Consider the following 15,044-nt stretch of genomic DNA (forward strand, 5'->3'; position numbering starts at 1 on the left):
CCTCGGTGTCGACCCGGCTGACGAAGAAGGACGCCACGCTGCGGACCCGGGAGAGGTCGGCGGTGCCCTGGGCGGCGAGCTCCTCGAGGCCGGCGAGGTAGGCCTCCATGACCTCTTGGTAGCGTTCGAGGCTGAAGATCAACGTCACGTTCACCGAGAGGCCTTGGGCGATGACCTGGCGGATGGCCGGGACGCCCTCGGCGGTCGCCGGGATCTTGACGAGGACGTTGGGTCGGGCGATGCGGGCGTGGAGTTGGCGGGCCGCTGCGACGGTCCCGGCCGTGTCGTGGGCGAGGGCCGGGGAGACCTCGACCGAGACGTAGCCGTCGACGCCCCCGGAGGCCTGGTGGACGGGGGCGAGGACCTCGGCTGCCTCCTGGATGTCGGTGGCGACGAGCTCCCAGTAGGCGCCCTCGACGTCGTGGTCGGCGAGGAGCTGGCGGAACTGCTCGTCGTAGTCGTCCTCGCCCTCGATGGCCTTGGCGAAGATGGTCGGGTTGGAGGTGACGCCCCGGACCCCTTGGTCGACGAGCTCGGCGAGGCGACCGCCCCGGACGTAGTCGCGCCGGAGGTTGTCGAGCCAGGGGCTCTGGCCGCAGCGGTCGTAGAGGTCGTGCAGCTTGGTCATCGGGTCCTCCTCGACGGGCTTCCACCGTGCTCCTGCCAGCGGGCCCAGAGGGCCTGGGCCCGTTCGGCAACCGCCTCGGCGGTGAAGCCGAGGCGAGCCATGACGACCTCCCCTGGGGCCGAGGCCCCGAAGCGGTCCAGGCCGAGGACGTCGTCGGCGTAGCGCTCCCAGCCGAAGGGACTGGCCGCTTCGACGGCCAGGCGGGGCAGCTCGGGAGGGAGGACCTCGGCCTGGTAGGCGGGTTCCTGGGCGGCGAAGCGGTCCCATGAGGGCATGGAGACCACCCGGACGGCCAGCGACGGATCGGCGCTGGCGAGGAGCTCGGCGGCCCGGAGGCAGAGCTGGACCTCGCTACCGGTCCCGATGAGGACGAGGACCGGGGGCGAGTCCTTGGGGTCCTGGAGGACGTAGGCCCCCCGCTCGACCGGCGCGCCGAGGGTGCCGGGGAGGACGGGGAGGGCCTGCCGGCTGAGGACGAGGGCGGTGGGCCCAGGGCTGTGGACCGCGAGGCGCCAGGCCTGGGCGGTCTCGTTGGCGTCGGCCGGGCGGACGACCTGGAGGCCGGGGATGGCCCGGAGGGAGGCGAGGTGCTCGACGGGCTGGTGAGTGGGGCCGTCCTCGCCGAGGCCGATGGAGTCGTGGGTGAAGAAGTGGACGACCTTCGCCCGGGACATGGCGGCGAGGCGAAGAGTCGGGCGGAGGTAGTCGCTGAAGACGAAGAAGGTGCCGCCGACGGGCAGGATGCCGCCGTGGAGGGCGAGGCCGTTCATGACCGCGCCCATGGCGTGCTCGCGGATGCCGTAGTGGACCTGGCGACCGCCGGGGGTGGCGGCGGACTGGGTCTCGGCGTCGGCGAGCTCGACCCCGGTGTTCTCGGTGAGGTCAGCCGAACCGGCGAGGAGGCCGGGCAGCATGGGGGCGGTGGCGTCGACACAGGCCTTGATGGCTCGTCGAGTGGCGATCGAGGCGCCGGGTTCGAAGCGGGGCAGGGCCTCGGCGAAGCCGGGGAGGGGCTGACCGCTCCAGTGGGCCTCCCAGACCTGGCGGTCGCCCCGCCAGGAGCTGAGCCGGGAGCACCAGGCCTCACGGGCTGCGGCGCCCCGGGCGGCCACCCCCCGGTAGAGGTCGCGGACCTCCTCAGGGACCCAGAAGGTCTCCTCGGGGGGGAGGCCGAGGATGCGCTTGGTCTCCTTCACGACCTCCTCGCCGAGGGGCGAGCCGTGGGCGGCCGCGGTGTCGGTCTTGCCCGGGGCCGGCCAGCCGATGTGGGAGCGGAGCACGAGGAGGGAGGGCCGGTCCTCGACGGCCATGGCCCGGCGGAGGGCAGCTTCGAGGCCGTCGAGGTCGTTGGCCATCTCGCCGAGCTCCTCGACGTGCCAGCCGTAAGCCCGGAAGCGGCCGGGGACGTCGTCGCTGTAGGCGAGGGAGGTGGAGCCGTCGATGGTGATGTGGTTGTCGTCGTAGACGGCGACGAGCCGACCGAGGCCGAGGTGGCCGGCCAGGGAGGCAGCTTCGTGACTGATCCCCTCCATGAGGTCGCCGTCGGAGCAGATGACGAAGGTGCGGTGGTCGACGACCTCGGGTCCGAGGCGGGAGCGGAGGAACCGTTCGGCAAGGGCGAGCCCGACGGCGTTGCCGAGGCCCTGGCCGAGGGGCCCGGTGGTGACCTCGACCCCGGGGGTGTGGCGGACCTCGGGGTGACCGGGGGTCTTGGAGCCCCACTGCCGGAAGGCCTTGAGGTCTTCGAGGCTGAGGTCGTAGCCGGCCAGGTGGAGCATGGTGTAGAGGAGGATCGAGGCGTGGCCGCAGGAGAGGACGAAGCGGTCCCGGTCGGGCCAGGAGGGGTCGGCCGGGTCGTAGCGAAGGATGCGGCTGAAGAGGACGTGGGCGAGGGGGGCGAGGGCCATGGCGGTCCCGGGGTGGCCGGAGTTGGCCCGCTGGGGTCCGTCCATGGCGATGCCGCGGATGACGTTGACGGCCAGCTCGTCCAGGTTCTGGTGGCTCGCCGGTCGGGGGCGCTCGGCGGGGGTGGCGGCGGGCTCGCTCATGGCGACCACGGTAGTGGCCCACCCGGCCCACTGTCCCCCCAAGCTGCGGGGTGGCCGAGGAGGACGAGGCGGTCGGTTCTCGGGGTGCCGGTGCTCGGCGAACGGGCCAGGGTCCGGCCGGGAGCGGCCAGGAGGGGGAGGTCGGGGGGCAGGCCGAGCGGCGCTCGGGCGAGGGGCCCGGCCGGCGGGGGGAACCAGAGGCCGGCGGCCGCCGGTCCGGTGGGGTCGGGGACCAGGGCGCCGCTGGGCAGGGCGAGGGCCACCGCACCGACCCCGAGCAGGTGGTCGTCGAGGAGGAGGCGGACCGGCGTGGCGGTGGTGCCCCGGGCGAGACCGGCCACGACGACGTGGGCGGCGGGTGCGAGGGCATGCAGCTGGCCGGCCAGCTGGGGGACCGAGGTGGTGCGGTCGTCGGCGAGGGCGAGGAGCGCCGCCGTCCCCCGTGGGGCCAGGTGCTCGGGCGGGCCCGAGGGGGGGCCGGCGAGGGCAGCGAGGGCCAGGGGCGGCCGTGGGCCGGCGAGGGCGACGAGGACGGCGTGATCGACCCGTCCCGGGCCGAGGCGAGCCCAGAGGGGTGCAGCGACGGCCCCGAGGAGGGCCTCAGGGTGGAGCAGGGCCCGGAGCGCCCCGGCGACGTCCTCGAGGGCGCCGCCGATGGCCGGGTTGGCCAGGACGACGAGGAGGCCGGGGCGGTCCCCAAGGGCCTCGAGGAGGCGTCCGGCCACTTCCCCGGTGGCCTCGGCCGGGACGGGGTGGCCGCTGGCGGCCAGGGCGAACCGGGCCGGGAGGGCCTGGCGGGGCACGGCGCCAGCCTAGGGGGAGCGGGCCGGGTAGCCTCGCTCGGGTGTCGCCGGCCCGTCACCTCCAGGTCCCGCCGAACTGCGACCTGACCCTGGGGCTGGTCTGCGAGGACAAGACCACCCCGGGGCGGACCCGCTGGCGGATGCTGGCCGACGAACGGTTCGTGAACCCGGCGGGGATCGTCCAGGGCGGCTTCCTGGCGGCCCTCTGCGACTCGGCGATGGGGGCGGCCACCGTGACCTGGGCCGCGGGGCGGCCGGTGTGGACGGCGAACGTCGAGATGAAGGTCAGTTTCCTGCGGCCGGTCCGACCGGGGACGACGCTGTGGTGCACGGCCGAGGTGGTCGGTGGGGGGCGGCGGGTGGCCTTCGTGGAGGCCGAGGTGCGAAGCGCCACCGAGGTGGTGGCCCGGGCCAGCTCGACCTACCTGTTGACGGAGCGCACCGTGCCGGGACAGGGGGACGACCCTCCTGCGGGGGCGGAGCCCGGTGGCTCCTTGGGTGCGGGGGGCTATCCTGCCGCCAACCGGGCCGCCTCTGGTCCGGGGCGGGACGGCTGAGGCTGGGAGGACGGTGCCGGAGGATCGCCAGGGGGAGCCGAGGACCCGGTCAGGTCGGGCTGGCCTCTCGGAGGGGCTCAGTGACCTGCTGCGACTGGTCCTGGACTACCTGAAGCAGGAGACGGTCGGTCCCCTGCGGGGCCTCGGGCGCTTCGTGGTCTTCGGGGTCCTGGGTTCGGTGGCCGTGGCCGCTGGCGCGGTGCTGCTGCTGGTGGCGGTGCTGCGGGTGCTGCAGGACGAGACCGGGACGACCTTCGCCGGGGACCGGTCCTGGCTGCCCTACGTCGTCGTGGTGGTACTCGCCCTGGTGGGCCTGGGGGTGGCCGGGTGGCGGGTGGTCGCCGGCGTTGGTCGGCGGCAGCGAGGGCAGGCGGAGGGAGAGCGAGGTCGACGTGGCAGCTGAGGGTCGCCGCCGGGTCAGCAGGGCCGACATCGAGTCGAAGGTCCGGGAGCTGACCGGGCAGGTCGAGGGCGAGGTGCGCCAGCGTCAGGGTGTCGTGGTGCCTGCCCTGGCGGCTGCCGGCGTCGCCGTGGTGCTCGTGGCCTACCTGCTCGGGCGTCGGGCCGGGCGGCGGCGCTCGGCCGTGGTCGAGATCCGACGGGCCTGAGCCGGTGGTGCGCGACCGCGTCCTGCGGCTGGCCGGGGACTGGGCTCGTCGACGGGCCCGGGAGGGCGAACCCTGGTGGCTGGTGGTGGCGGTGCTGTTGTGGGCAGTCGGCCGGCAGTCCCGGCGGGGCGACCTATTGTGGCGGGGCCGGGTTGCGGAGGGGCAGCGCCTGGAGGTGCGGGTCCGGCCCGCCGGTGGGGGGGAGCCGGGCCGGCCGGCCCGAGGGTGAGGGGCGTGGCCGACGGCCTGCTGGGGCGGCGGGGTCCCTTGCAGGCCGGGGAGCGGGTCCTGCTCGTCGACGGGCGCCAGCGGCGGTACCTGGTGGAGCTGCAGGCGGGGAAGGCCTTCCATACCCACGCTGGCTGGGTGGACCACGACGCCATCATCGGCCAGCTCCCGGGCAGCGAGGTGCGGGGCAGCGCAGGCCGGCGGTTCCTCGTGCTGCGGCCCACCCTGGGCGACGTCGTCCTGAAGATGCCGCGGGGTGCGCAGGTCATCTACCCGAAGGACCTGGGTGCCATCCTGCTGGCGGCCGACGTCGGGCCGGGCATGCGGGTGCTCGAAGCCGGGGTGGGGTCGGGGGCCCTGTCCATGGCTCTCCTGCGAGCGGGGGCCGAGGTGGTGGGCTACGAGCTGCGGGCCGACTTCGCCGAGGTGGCGAAGCGCAACGTCGCCACCTGGCTCGGGGAGGCCCCGTACCGGGTCGAGCTGCGGGACGTCGGCGAGGGCATCGACGGGGGACCCTACGACCGGGTGGTGCTGGACCTGCCCGAGCCCTGGCGGGTGGTGCCCCACGCGGTCGAGGCCCTGGCGCCGGGGGGGATCCTGCTCGCCTACCTCCCGACCATCGGCCAGACCGCCCAGCTGCGGGAGGCGATGGAGGCACACGGCTTCGTGCTCTGCGAGACGGCCGAGGTCCTGCGCCGGACCTGGCACATCGAGGGCCGCTCGATCCGGCCGGACCACCGCATGGTGGCCCACACCGGCTTCCTCACCTCGGGGCGCAAGGGACCCGCTCGGGAGGAGCCTGCCGAGCCCTGAGGGGACCCGGGAGGGGACCCCGGAAGGGGCTCAGCCCTCCTCGATGAAGATGCACTCCCCGGGGCACTCCTCGGAGGCCTCCCGGACGGCGTCCTCGAGGTCCTCGGGGACGAGCGCCATGCCCGCCGAGCCGCCGGGGTCGTTCTTCACCACGTCGCCTTCCTTCACGTAGGCGAGCCCGTCGTCGAGCAAGGTGAAGACGGCCGGTGCGATCTCTTCGCACAGCCCGTCGCCGGTGCACAGATCCTGGTCGATCCAGACCTTCATCGGCTCTTGCCCTGCCTCTCTGCCTGTCGTGGCGCAGCGCCCGGCCGGCGGACCGTGCCCCGGGCCGACCGACCGGGGGAACCCGGGGCGTCGCCGGTCCGGGGCGGTGCCGGTGCCCGGCGCACACGACCCCTGGGGATCAGAAGCAGTCTAGCGGGCCGAGGACCCCCGTCGGGGAAGCCGGGCCAGGACCCGACCGAGCGACCACCGAGGACGGGGGCCGGTGTATGGTCGGCAGAGGGTCCCGGCTCGCGCGAGGGAGGTGGTCCCGATGTCCAGGTCGGACGACGAGCAGCGCCCCCTGCAGGCGGAGCTCGAGGAGCTCCGGGCTCGAGCGGAGCACGCCGAGGAGGAAGTGGCTGCCCTCAGGCGGCGCCTGTCGGAGGGGCCAGGCCGGGTGCAGAGCCTCGAGGAGCGGCTCCTGGAGACCAAGGGCCAGCTGGCCCACGCGATCTCCCAGAACGAGAAGCTGACGTTCACGCTCCAGCAGGCCAAGGAGCACATCGCCGCCCTGCGGGAGGAGGTCGAGAAGCTCACCCAGCCCCCGAGCGCCTACGGCACGTTCCTGGCGGCGAACGACGACGGCACGGTGGACGTGTTCTCGGGGGGTCGGAAGATGCGGGTGGCGGTCCACCCCCAGATCGACGTGGGTGCCCTGCGGCGGGGGCAGGAGGTCGTCCTGAACGAGTCCTTGAACGTCGTCCTGGCCCGGGAGCCGGAACGGGCCGGCGAGGTGGTGACGGTGAAGGAGGTCCTCGAGGACGGCCGCCGCGCGGTGGTCTACGCCCGGGCCGACGAGGAGCGGGTCGTGGAGCTGGCCGCAGACCTGGTCGGCACGCGCCTGCGGGCCGGGGACGCCGTGCTCATGGAGCCCCGCAGCCAGCTGCTGGTGGAGAAGCTGCCGCGCCCGGAAGTGGAGGAGCTGGTCCTCGAGGAGGTCCCCGACGTGACCTACGCCGATGTCGGGGGCCTGGACGAGCAGATCGAGGCCATCACCGACGCGGTCGAGCTGCCCTACCTGCACCGGGCGCTCTTCGGGGAGTACAAGCTGCCGGCGCCCAAGGGCATCCTGCTCTACGGCCCGCCGGGCTGCGGCAAGACGCTCATCGCCAAGGCGGTGGCGAACTCCCTGGCGAAGAAGGTCGCCGAGGTGACCGGCCGTGAGGGGGTGCGGAGCTACTTCTTGAACATCAAGGGGCCGGAGCTGCTGAACAAGTACGTCGGGGAGACCGAGCGGCAGATCCGGCTGGTCTTCCAACGGGCCCGTGAGAAGGCCGAGGAGGGCGTCCCGGTCATCGTCTTCTTCGACGAGATGGACTCGTTGTTCCGGACCCGGGGGACCGGGATCAGCTCGGACATCGAGTCGACCATCGTGCCGCAGCTGTTGGCCGAGATCGACGGGGTGGAGGCCTTGCGGGACGTCATCGTCATCGGGGCCTCGGCTGGACGTGAAGATCAAGATCGAGCGGCCCGACGAGCAGGCCGCCGCCCAGATCTTTGCCCGCTACCTGACGCCCGACCTGCCGCTGGACCCTGGCGAAGTGGAGCGGCTCGGCGGGGGGGACCCGGCGAAGGCGGTGGCCGCCATGATCGACGCCACCGTGGCCGAGATGTACCGGGCCGACGAGGAGAACAAGTTCCTCGAGGTGACCTACCAGAACGGGGACAAGGAGATCCTCTACTTCCGGGACTTCGCCTCGGGCGCCATGATCGAGAACATCGTCCGGCGGGCGAAGAAGCTGGCGATCAAGCGGGCCATCGCCGGCGAGGGCTCGGGGATCCGCACGGAGGACCTGCTGGAGTCGATCCGGCGGGAGTACAAGGAGAACGAGGACCTGCCGAACACGACGAACCCCGACGACTGGGCCCGGATCTCGGGCAAGAAGGGCGAACGGATCGTCTACGTCCGGACCCTGCTGGCCGACCGGGACGAGACCCGTGGGGGTCGCTCGATCGAGCGGGTGGGCACCGGTCAGTACCTCTGAGCGGTCCGATGACCTGCCGGCCCTGCCGTCCGCCGACCCCGAGACCCCGCCAGCGACCCTGGGCGTCGGTGCCAACCGATGCCGTGTCGGGGCAGGGGTGAGGCAGTAGGGTCCGGCCATGGCCGTGCCGAAGGTCTGCGGCATCGAGACCGAGTTCGGGATCCAGCACCTCGGTGGTGACGGGAACCCGGTGGCCTCGTCGTCGCTGCTGGTGAACGCCTACGTGGGGGGCCTGGCCCGGGCGGGCTGGGACTTCGAGGACGAGCAGCCGGGGAACGACGCCCGGGGGTTCGCCCGGGAGGGCGCCCTGCCGCCCGAGGTGGAGACCCACCTGGTGAACGCCGTGCTGACCAACGGGGCGCGCTACTACGTGGACCACGCCCACCCGGAGTACTCGACCCCGGAGTGCCCCGACGCCCTCGAGCTGGTCCGCTACGACCGGGCCGGCGAGGAGATCCTGCGGCGCTCCATGCGGGCCGCCGCCCAGGTCCTGCCCCCGGGCCAGCGGATCGTGGTCTACAAGAACAACTCCGACGGGAAGGGCAACTCCTACGGCTGCCACGAGAACTACCTCATGGACCGGGCCGTGCCCTTCTCGCGGATCGCCCGGCAGGTCATGGCCCACTTCGTGACCCGCCAGGTGTTCTGCGGCGCCGGCAAGGTCGGGACGGAGACTGCGCAGGCCGGGGCGGACGTGCCCTACCAGCTCTCCCAGCGGGCCGAGTTCTTCGAGGAAGAAGTCGGCCTGGAGACCACCTTGAAGCGGCCGATCGTGAACACGCGGGACGAGCCCCACGCCGATCCCCAGCGCTACCGGCGGCTGCACGTGATCGTGGGCGACGCCAACCTCTGCGAGGTGGCCACCTTCTTGAAGGTGGGGACGACGGCCTTCGTGCTGGCCATGATCGAGGACGAGGCGCTGGGCAGCCCGGAGCTGGTCCCGGCGAACCCGGTCCAGGCGATCCGGCAGGTGGCTGCCGACCCGAGCCTCAAGACCACGATCGACCTGACCGACGGTCGGCGGATCAGCGCTCTCGGGGTGCAGTGGGAGCTGCTGGAGCGTGCGGTGAAGTACGCGGAGGACCAGGGCCTTGGTGCCGTGGGGGGCGAGGCGGTGGGCCGGGAGGTGCTGCGGCGCTGGGAGGAGGTCCTCCACGGCCTGGAGACCGACCCGACCGAGGTGGCGGGCCAGGTCGACTGGTGTGCGAAGCTCCAGCTCATCGAGGCCTACCGGGATCGCCACGGCCTGGACTGGGACGATCAGCGGCTGGCGGCCCTGGATCTGCAGTACCACGACCTCCGGCCCGAGCGGTCCTTGTTCCAGCGTCTGCCGACCGAGCACCTGGTGGGCGAGGAGGCGGTCCTCGAGGCGGTCGGGTCGCCGCCCCGGGGCACCCGGGCCTACTTCCGGGGCCAGTGCCTGGCCCGGTGGGCCAGCGCCATCACGAGCGCCAACTGGGACTCCCTGGTCTTCGACCTGGGGACGGACCCGTTGCGGCGCGTCCCTATGATGGATCCGCTGCGCGGCACCGCCGAGCACGTCGGGGCGCTGCTGGACTCGTGTGCGACCCCGGCTCAGCTGGTGGCGCGCCTGAGCGGAAGAGGGTGAGGATCGAGCATGGCTGAGCGCGAGCTGAAGCGGAGGACGGCTCCGAGCACCCGGGAGGGTGACGAGGAGGAGCCGGCCGCGTCCGCCCAGGGCGAGCGGCAGGGGGAGAAGCTGAAGGCCGAGCTCGACGACCTGCTGGACGAGATCGACGAGGTCCTGGAGGAGAACGCCGAGGAGTTCGTCCGCAACTACGTGCAGAAGGGCGGGGAGTAACCAGGTGAGCCTGCCGATCTTCCCCCCGGGGGCGGACCCGGGGCCCGACTTCGCGGCGCTGCTCCGGCGGGTGGAGCCCGCAGCCCTGCCCTGGTGGCTGGGGGGTGCGGGCGGGCCGCCCGAGGGTGCCCGGGGGCTTCGGGACGGCCGGCCGGGCCACCTGCCCCACGGCACGACGGTGGTCGCCCTGCGCTTCGCCGACGGCGTGGTGATGGCGGGGGACCGCCGGGCCACCGAGGGGAACTTCATCGCGCACCGGTCCATGGAGAAGGTCTTCCCGGCCGACCGGCACTCGGCGGTGGCGGTCGCCGGCGCGGCGGGGCCGGCGGTCGAGATGGTGCGGCTCTTCCAGACCCAGCTGGAGCACTACGAGAAGGTGGAGGGCGTGGCCCTCAGCCTGGAGGGCAAGGCGAACCAGCTCGGCCAGATGGTCCGGGAGCACCTGCCGATGGCCTTCCAGGGCCTGGCCGTGGTGCCCCTGTTCGCCGGGTACGACCTGCGGCGACAGACCGGTCGGATCTTCACCTACGACGTGACCGGCGGGCACTACGAGGAGACCGACCACGCCGCCACCGGCTCCGGCGGCCGGGACGCCCGAACCACGATCAAGCTGGGCTGGCGGCCGGGGCTCAGCCGGGCCGAGGCCATCGAGCTGGCGGTGCGGGCCCTGTACAACGCGGCGGACGAGGACGCAGCGACCGGGGGGCCCGACGCCGTGCGGGGCATCTACCCGGTGGTGGCCCTGGTGACCGCCGAGGGCTACAGCCGGGTGGCCGAGGACGAGGTGGCGGCCCGGTTCGCCGACCTGCTGGCCCGGGGCCTGGGCCGGGAACGTTGAGGAGGCGGCCATGACCATGCCGTTCTACGTGGCCCCCGAGCAGGTCATGAAGGACCGGGCCGAGTACGCCCAGAAGGGCATCGCCCGGGGGCGTTCCCTGGTCGCCACCACCTACGACCAGGGGATCGTGATCGTGGCCGAGAACCCCTCCCGGTCCTTGCACAAGGTCAGCGAGATCTACGACCGGATCGCCTTCGCCGGGGTCGGCAAGTACAACGAGTTCGACCAGCTGCGGGTGGCCGGGGTGCGGCACGCCGACACGAAGGGGTACGCGTTCTCCCGGGAGGACGTCGACGCCCGCTCCCTGGCCAACCTCTACGCCCAGTTCCTCGGGAACGTCTTCACCCACGAGATGAAGCCCCTCGAGGTGGAGATCCTGGTGGCCGAACTGGGGGACCAGGGGCGGGCGGACCAGCTCTACCACGTGGCCTACGAGGGGACCATCTCCGACCAGGACGACTTCGCCGTGCTCGGCGGGGACGCCGAGACCATCGCGGAGCGCTTCCGGACCCGGTTCCGACGGGGCTGGACCCTGCCGGAGGCTCTGGTTGCCTGCGTGGCCGAGCTGGCCGGGCCGGAGCGGGAGCTCGGCCCCTCGGACCTGGAGGTCGCGGTTCTCGAGCGGGGGGCCGAGCGGCGGGCTTTCCGGCGGGTCCAGGGCGAGGAGTTGGCCCGGCTCCTGGAGGAGGGCCGGGCGGCGGGTGCCGGACCGGCCGAGGGCGGACCCGTCGACGGCTAGGCGACGTGGGGCGGCACCCTGGCTGGTCGGCGGACCCTTGCCGGCTCAGCCCCGAGGGTCGCCTGGCGGGGTTTCGGGATCGGCGACGGCAGCGAGCAGCTCCCGGGCGTCCCCGGCCCGGTCGGCCTCGACGAGGACCTCGACGGGCCCCGGCAGGGGATAGGGGCTCTCACCGCCCCGGACAGCGGCCACGATGCCCTCGGCCCCCAGGCGGGCGACGAGGACCTGACCCTCGAAGCGGGAACTGACCAGGGTCAGGGGCACGAGGGGCGAGGTCGGCACGGCGCCACGCTAGCGCTCCGCCCGAGCGGGGAGCAGGGCTAGCGTGCGGGTGTGGAGCGCCGGATCTTCGGCCTGGAGAACGAGTACGGGGTGACCTGCACCCAGCGGGGCCAGCGGCGGCTGAGCCCCGACGAGGTCGCCCGCTACCTGTTCCGCCGGGTGGTCAGCTGGGGACGGTCCTCGAACGTCTTCTTGGACAACGGGGCCCGGCTCTACTTGGACGTGGGCAGCCACCCCGAGTACGCCACCCCCGAGTGCGATCGATTGGTGGACCTGGTGGCCCACGACAAGGCCGGGGAGCGGATCCTCTCGCAGCTGGTCGAGGGCGCCGAGGCCCGCCTGCGCGAAGAGGGGATCCGAGGGACGATCTACCTGTTCAAGAACAACACCGATTCGGCCGGCAACTCCTACGGCTGCCACGAGAACTACCTGACCTCCCGCCGGGACGACTTCGCCCACTACACCGAGGTCCTCATTCCTTTCCTGGTCAGCCGGCAGATCTACGCCGGGGCCGGCAAGGTGCTCCACACTGCCCGGGGCGCTACCTACTGCCTCTCGCAGCGAGCCGAGCACATCTGGGAGGGGGTCTCCTCGGCCACCACCCGGAGCCGGCCGATCATCAACACCCGGGACGAGCCCCATGCGGACGCCGAGCGGTTCCGGCGGCTGCACGTGATCGTCGGGGACTCGAACATGAGCGAGGTGGCCACCCTCTTGAAGGTCGGCACCACGAGCGTGCTGCTCCACCTGCTGGAGGAGCCTGGGGTGGTCCTGCGGGACCTGACCCTCGAGAACCCCATCCGAGCCATCCGGGAGATCAGCCACGACCTCACCTGCCGCCGGCCCGTTCGACTGGCGAACGGCCGGGAGGTGAGCGCGTTGGACATCCAGCGGGAGTACCTGGGCCGGGCCCTGCGGTTCCGGGAGCAGCGGGGTCTGCCCGAGGAGGAGTCCCGGGTCCTCGACCTCTGGCAGGCCTGCCTCGAGGGTCTGGAACGGGACCCCTTCTCGCTGGCCGACCGGCTGGACTGGGTGGCCAAGCTGCAGCTCGTCGAGGCCTACCGGCAACGCCACCAGCTACCCCTCGGCCACCCCCGGGTGGCCCTCTTGGACCTGCAGTACCACGATGTGGATCCCCGCCGGGGCCTCTTCTACCGCCTCCAGGCCCGGGGAGCGATGCAGCGGGTGGTCGACGACGGGGCCATCGCCCAGGCGGTCCGCGAGCCGCCCCAGACCACCCGGGCCCGTCTGCGGGGCGAGTTCATCCGGCGGGCCAAGGAGCGGCGCCGGGACTTCACCGTGGACTGGGTCCACCTGAAGCTGAACGACCAGGCCCAGCGCACCGTGCTCCTGAAGGACCCCTTCAAGGCCCACGACGAGCGGGTCGAGCGGCTGATCGCCGGGCTCTGAGGGCTCCCGGTCCCCAGGGGCGGCCGATCTGGGGCAGGCTGGAGGGGCCCGGGGCCCGGCGGGGTCGGGGGGCAGGGTCGTGGGAGGAGGGCCATGGCTGAGGTGAGCGAGAGCGGGGCGCCGGCGGGACCGGCCACGGCGACGGAGCCCCCGACGGCGACCACCCGCTCCTCGGGTCGGGCCCGTCCCCGGCGCAAGGGCCGCTGGCTCGTCGAGTGGCTGGTCGTCGTGGCGGTGGCCGTCGTGGTCGCCGTGGTGGTCCGGGCCTTCGTCTTCGAGACCTACTACATCCCCTCGGACTCCATGGAGCCGACCTTGATGCCCGGCGACCGGATCGTCGTGGACAAGCTGGCCTTCGACTTCCACCCGATCGAGCGGGGCGACATCGTGGTCTTCCGCCGGCCGGCCACCTGGCCGAAGGAGTACCCGGACCTGGTGAAGCGGGTCATCGGCCTGCCGGGGGAGACCATCTCGGCCCGGGGGGGCAACGTCTACATCGACGGCCATCTGCTCCCCGAGCCTTGGCTGCCCCGGGGGATCACCACCTCGAACTTCGGACCGGTGCGGATCCCGAAAGGGGAGTACTTCGTCATGGGGGACAACCGGCCGGTCTCGGCCGACAGCCGCTACTTCGGCCCCGTGCCCCGCAAGGACATCGTCGGCGAAGTGGTCTTCCGCTACTGGCCCCTCTCCCGGATCGGCGGCGTCTGACCAGCCCGGCTCATCCGCCGGGGGGGACCGGGCCGTAGACTAGGGCGTGGTGGACCTCGACCCGGCCAAGATCCTCCTGGTCCTGGTTGTGGCCCTCATCGTGCTCGGCCCGGACAAGCTGCCGAAGGCGGCCCGCCAGATGGGTGCCGCCTGGGGCCAGCTGCGCCAGTGGCGGGCCCGGCTGGAGGAGGAGGTCCGCGGGGCGGTGCCGAACCTCCCCTCGACGGCGACCATCACCGACGCTGTCCGCTCGCCGCTCAGCTTCCTGGACCGGCTCGCCGACGAGCACGGCACCGGGACAGCCCCAGCCGGGGCGGCCGGTGCCGCCACCATCGACCCCCCGGTCCCCGAGGTCGGCGCGACCGGGAGCGGCACCGGGTGGGCCACCCCGGGCAGCCCCTCGGCGATCCCCGGGACGCTCGGGACCGCGAGCGGCCCGCTGCCCCCCACGACGGTGCCGCCGGTCGGCGGTCCCCTGGCGAACGGGGAGCCCGGTGCGGGCGACCCCTCGATGAACTGAGGCGGGCCGGTGGCCTCCCAGGTGCTGACCAAGCTCCGCCGCAGTGGCCGTCCCGAGCCGGACGCCATGACCCTGGTGGAGCACATCGCGGAACTCCGGAACCGGGTGGTGGTGGCAGCCGTGGCCACCCTGGCCGCTGGCGTGGCGGCGTTCTTCTTGTACCAGCCGATCCTGTCGTTCCTCCAGCACCCCTACTGCCAGGTGGCCGGCCCTCGGCACTGCGCGTTCTACGTCACCACCCCCCTCCAGGGGCTGAGCATCCGGATGAAGATCGCCACCTACGGGGGGGTCTTCATGGCCTCGCCGGTGATCCTCTGGGAGCTGTGGCGCTTCATCACCCCGGGCCTGCTGCCCAAGGAGCGGCACTACGTCGTGCCCTTCGCCCTGGCCTCCATCGCCTTGTTCCTCTTCGGGGTGGTGCTGGCCTACGTCATCTTCCCGCACGCCCTGGCGTGGCTGGGCTCCATCGGGGGTCCCAGCCTGCGGCAGATCTACAGCCCGACGGCCTACCTGCGCTTGATCCTGGCCCTCATGGTCCTCTTCGGGCTGGCCTTCGAGTTCCCCCTGCTCCTGCTGGGTCTGCAGCTGGTCGGCTTGGTGGACCCGAAGACCCTGGCCCGGGGCCGACGCTGGGCCTTCGTCCTCATCGTGGCCGGCGCGGCGATCTTCACCCCGAGCGGCGACCCCTTCTCGATGCTGGCCCTGGCGGTGCCGCTCTACGTCTTCTACGAGGTGTCGGTCGCCCTCGGCCGGCTGCTCACCCGCTGAGCGGCCCCTGGCGCCCT

General features: G+C 73.0%; 18 protein-coding genes and 1 pseudogene. 14 read left to right on the forward strand and 5 right to left on the reverse strand.

What is annotated here, in order from left to right:
* The 3 genes from Acit_RS03830 to Acit_RS13455 form a co-directional block, all read right to left on the reverse strand.
* On the reverse strand, positions 1–628 hold a 628-nt coding region (locus Acit_RS03830), incomplete at its 3' end, for a transaldolase family protein (protein ID WP_282436215.1).
* Positions 625–2,676: a transketolase gene (gene tkt / locus Acit_RS03835; protein WP_248105873.1), complete on the reverse strand. Its 2,052-nt coding sequence runs from the start codon at positions 2,674–2,676 to the stop codon at positions 625–627. The genes Acit_RS03830 and tkt, both read right to left, overlap by 4 nt.
* Positions 2,673–3,479, reverse strand: coding sequence for an FIST domain-containing protein (locus Acit_RS13455; protein WP_248105876.1), 807 nt, complete (start codon positions 3,477–3,479; stop codon positions 2,673–2,675). The genes tkt and Acit_RS13455 overlap by 4 nt, the downstream gene beginning before the upstream one ends.
* Positions 3,480–3,520: 41 nt before the next feature.
* On the opposite strand from Acit_RS13455, the gene Acit_RS13460 reads away from it, so the two are divergent.
* The 5 genes from Acit_RS13460 to Acit_RS03865 are packed head-to-tail and all read left to right on the forward strand — an operon-like array spanning position 3,521 to position 5,685.
* Positions 3,521–4,036, forward strand: a complete 516-nt coding sequence (locus Acit_RS13460; RefSeq protein WP_248105878.1) for a PaaI family thioesterase — start codon at positions 3,521–3,523, stop codon at positions 4,034–4,036.
* A 13-nt stretch (positions 4,037–4,049) separates the two neighbouring features.
* Positions 4,050–4,439 (forward strand): hypothetical protein, encoded by a 390-nt coding sequence (locus Acit_RS03850; protein WP_248105880.1) that lies wholly within the window; start codon positions 4,050–4,052, stop codon positions 4,437–4,439.
* On the forward strand, positions 4,429–4,644 hold the full coding sequence (locus Acit_RS03855; RefSeq protein ID WP_248105883.1) for a hypothetical protein: 216 nt from the start codon (positions 4,429–4,431) through the stop codon (positions 4,642–4,644). The genes Acit_RS03850 and Acit_RS03855 overlap by 11 nt, the downstream gene beginning before the upstream one ends.
* 4 nt (positions 4,645–4,648) lie before the next feature.
* Complete coding sequence (locus Acit_RS03860) at positions 4,649–4,873, forward strand: hypothetical protein (RefSeq protein ID WP_248105885.1); 225 nt, start codon at positions 4,649–4,651, stop codon at positions 4,871–4,873.
* Positions 4,874–4,878: 5 nt separating this feature from the next.
* Positions 4,879–5,685, forward strand: a complete 807-nt coding sequence (locus Acit_RS03865; protein ID WP_248105887.1) for a tRNA (adenine-N1)-methyltransferase — start codon at positions 4,879–4,881, stop codon at positions 5,683–5,685.
* 30 nt (positions 5,686–5,715) lie between these two features.
* Here Acit_RS03865 and Acit_RS03870 read toward each other — a convergent pair whose 3' ends face one another.
* Positions 5,716–5,952 (reverse strand): ferredoxin, encoded by a 237-nt coding sequence (locus tag Acit_RS03870; RefSeq protein WP_248105888.1) that lies wholly within the window; start codon positions 5,950–5,952, stop codon positions 5,716–5,718.
* Positions 5,953–6,223: 271 nt separating this feature from the next.
* On the opposite strand from Acit_RS03870, the pseudogene arc reads away from it, so the two are divergent.
* From arc to prcA, 5 genes and pseudogenes are all read left to right on the forward strand, one after another.
* A pseudogene (gene arc, locus Acit_RS13465) lies at positions 6,224–7,937 on the forward strand (proteasome ATPase).
* 118 nt (positions 7,938–8,055) lie between these two features.
* On the forward strand, positions 8,056–9,546 hold the full coding sequence (gene dop, locus Acit_RS03885; protein WP_248105890.1) for a depupylase/deamidase Dop: 1,491 nt from the start codon (positions 8,056–8,058) through the stop codon (positions 9,544–9,546).
* 9 nt (positions 9,547–9,555) lie between these two features.
* Positions 9,556–9,759, forward strand: a complete 204-nt coding sequence (locus Acit_RS03890) for a ubiquitin-like protein Pup (RefSeq protein ID WP_248105892.1) — start codon at positions 9,556–9,558, stop codon at positions 9,757–9,759.
* Between the two features lie 4 nt (positions 9,760–9,763).
* Positions 9,764–10,597: a proteasome subunit beta gene (gene prcB / locus Acit_RS03895; RefSeq protein ID WP_248105893.1), complete on the forward strand. Its 834-nt coding sequence runs from the start codon at positions 9,764–9,766 to the stop codon at positions 10,595–10,597.
* 10 nt (positions 10,598–10,607) lie between these two features.
* The gene (gene prcA, locus Acit_RS03900) at positions 10,608–11,336 is read left to right on the forward strand and encodes a proteasome subunit alpha (RefSeq protein WP_248105894.1); all 729 of its coding nucleotides are present in this window, start codon (positions 10,608–10,610) and stop codon (positions 11,334–11,336) included.
* A 45-nt stretch (positions 11,337–11,381) separates the two neighbouring features.
* Here prcA and Acit_RS03905 read toward each other — a convergent pair whose 3' ends face one another.
* Positions 11,382–11,618 (reverse strand): hypothetical protein, encoded by a 237-nt coding sequence (locus Acit_RS03905; protein WP_248105895.1) that lies wholly within the window; start codon positions 11,616–11,618, stop codon positions 11,382–11,384.
* A gap of 51 nt (positions 11,619–11,669) precedes the next feature.
* Between Acit_RS03905 and pafA the strand changes: the two genes are divergently transcribed.
* The 4 genes from pafA to tatC all read left to right on the forward strand — a co-directional run bounded on the left by pafA (position 11,670) and on the right by tatC (position 15,027).
* The gene (pafA, locus tag Acit_RS03910) at positions 11,670–13,028 is read left to right on the forward strand and encodes a Pup--protein ligase (protein ID WP_248105896.1); all 1,359 of its coding nucleotides are present in this window, start codon (positions 11,670–11,672) and stop codon (positions 13,026–13,028) included.
* Positions 13,029–13,121: 93 nt separating this feature from the next.
* Positions 13,122–13,739 carry a signal peptidase I gene (gene lepB / locus Acit_RS03915; RefSeq protein ID WP_248105897.1) on the forward strand — a complete coding sequence of 206 codons (618 nt, stop codon included), beginning with the start codon at positions 13,122–13,124 and terminating at the stop codon, positions 13,737–13,739.
* A gap of 49 nt (positions 13,740–13,788) precedes the next feature.
* Complete coding sequence (locus Acit_RS12835) at positions 13,789–14,259, forward strand: twin-arginine translocase TatA/TatE family subunit (RefSeq protein ID WP_312709458.1); 471 nt, start codon at positions 13,789–13,791, stop codon at positions 14,257–14,259.
* A 9-nt stretch (positions 14,260–14,268) separates the two neighbouring features.
* Positions 14,269–15,027, forward strand: coding sequence for a twin-arginine translocase subunit TatC (gene tatC / locus Acit_RS03925; RefSeq protein WP_312709461.1), 759 nt, complete (start codon positions 14,269–14,271; stop codon positions 15,025–15,027).
* Positions 15,028–15,044 lie beyond the last annotated feature (17 nt).

This window comes from Aciditerrimonas ferrireducens (assembly GCF_023130475.1).
Lineage (GTDB): Bacteria > Actinomycetota > Acidimicrobiia > Acidimicrobiales > UBA8190 > Aciditerrimonas > Aciditerrimonas ferrireducens.

Coding starts and splice junctions, on each gene's coding strand:
- tkt (WP_248105873.1), bottom strand. CDS start 2,676: ATGAGCGAGCCCGCCGCCACCCCCGCCGAGCGCCCCCGACCGGCGAGC.
- Acit_RS03870 (WP_248105888.1), bottom strand. CDS start 5,952: ATGAAGGTCTGGATCGACCAGGATCTGTGCACCGGCGACGGGCTGTGC.
- dop (WP_248105890.1), top strand. CDS start 8,056: ATGGCCGTGCCGAAGGTCTGCGGCATCGAGACCGAGTTCGGGATCCAG.
- Acit_RS03890 (WP_248105892.1), top strand. CDS start 9,556: ATGGCTGAGCGCGAGCTGAAGCGGAGGACGGCTCCGAGCACCCGGGAG.
- prcA (WP_248105894.1), top strand. CDS start 10,608: ATGACCATGCCGTTCTACGTGGCCCCCGAGCAGGTCATGAAGGACCGG.
- lepB (WP_248105897.1), top strand. CDS start 13,122: ATGGCTGAGGTGAGCGAGAGCGGGGCGCCGGCGGGACCGGCCACGGCG.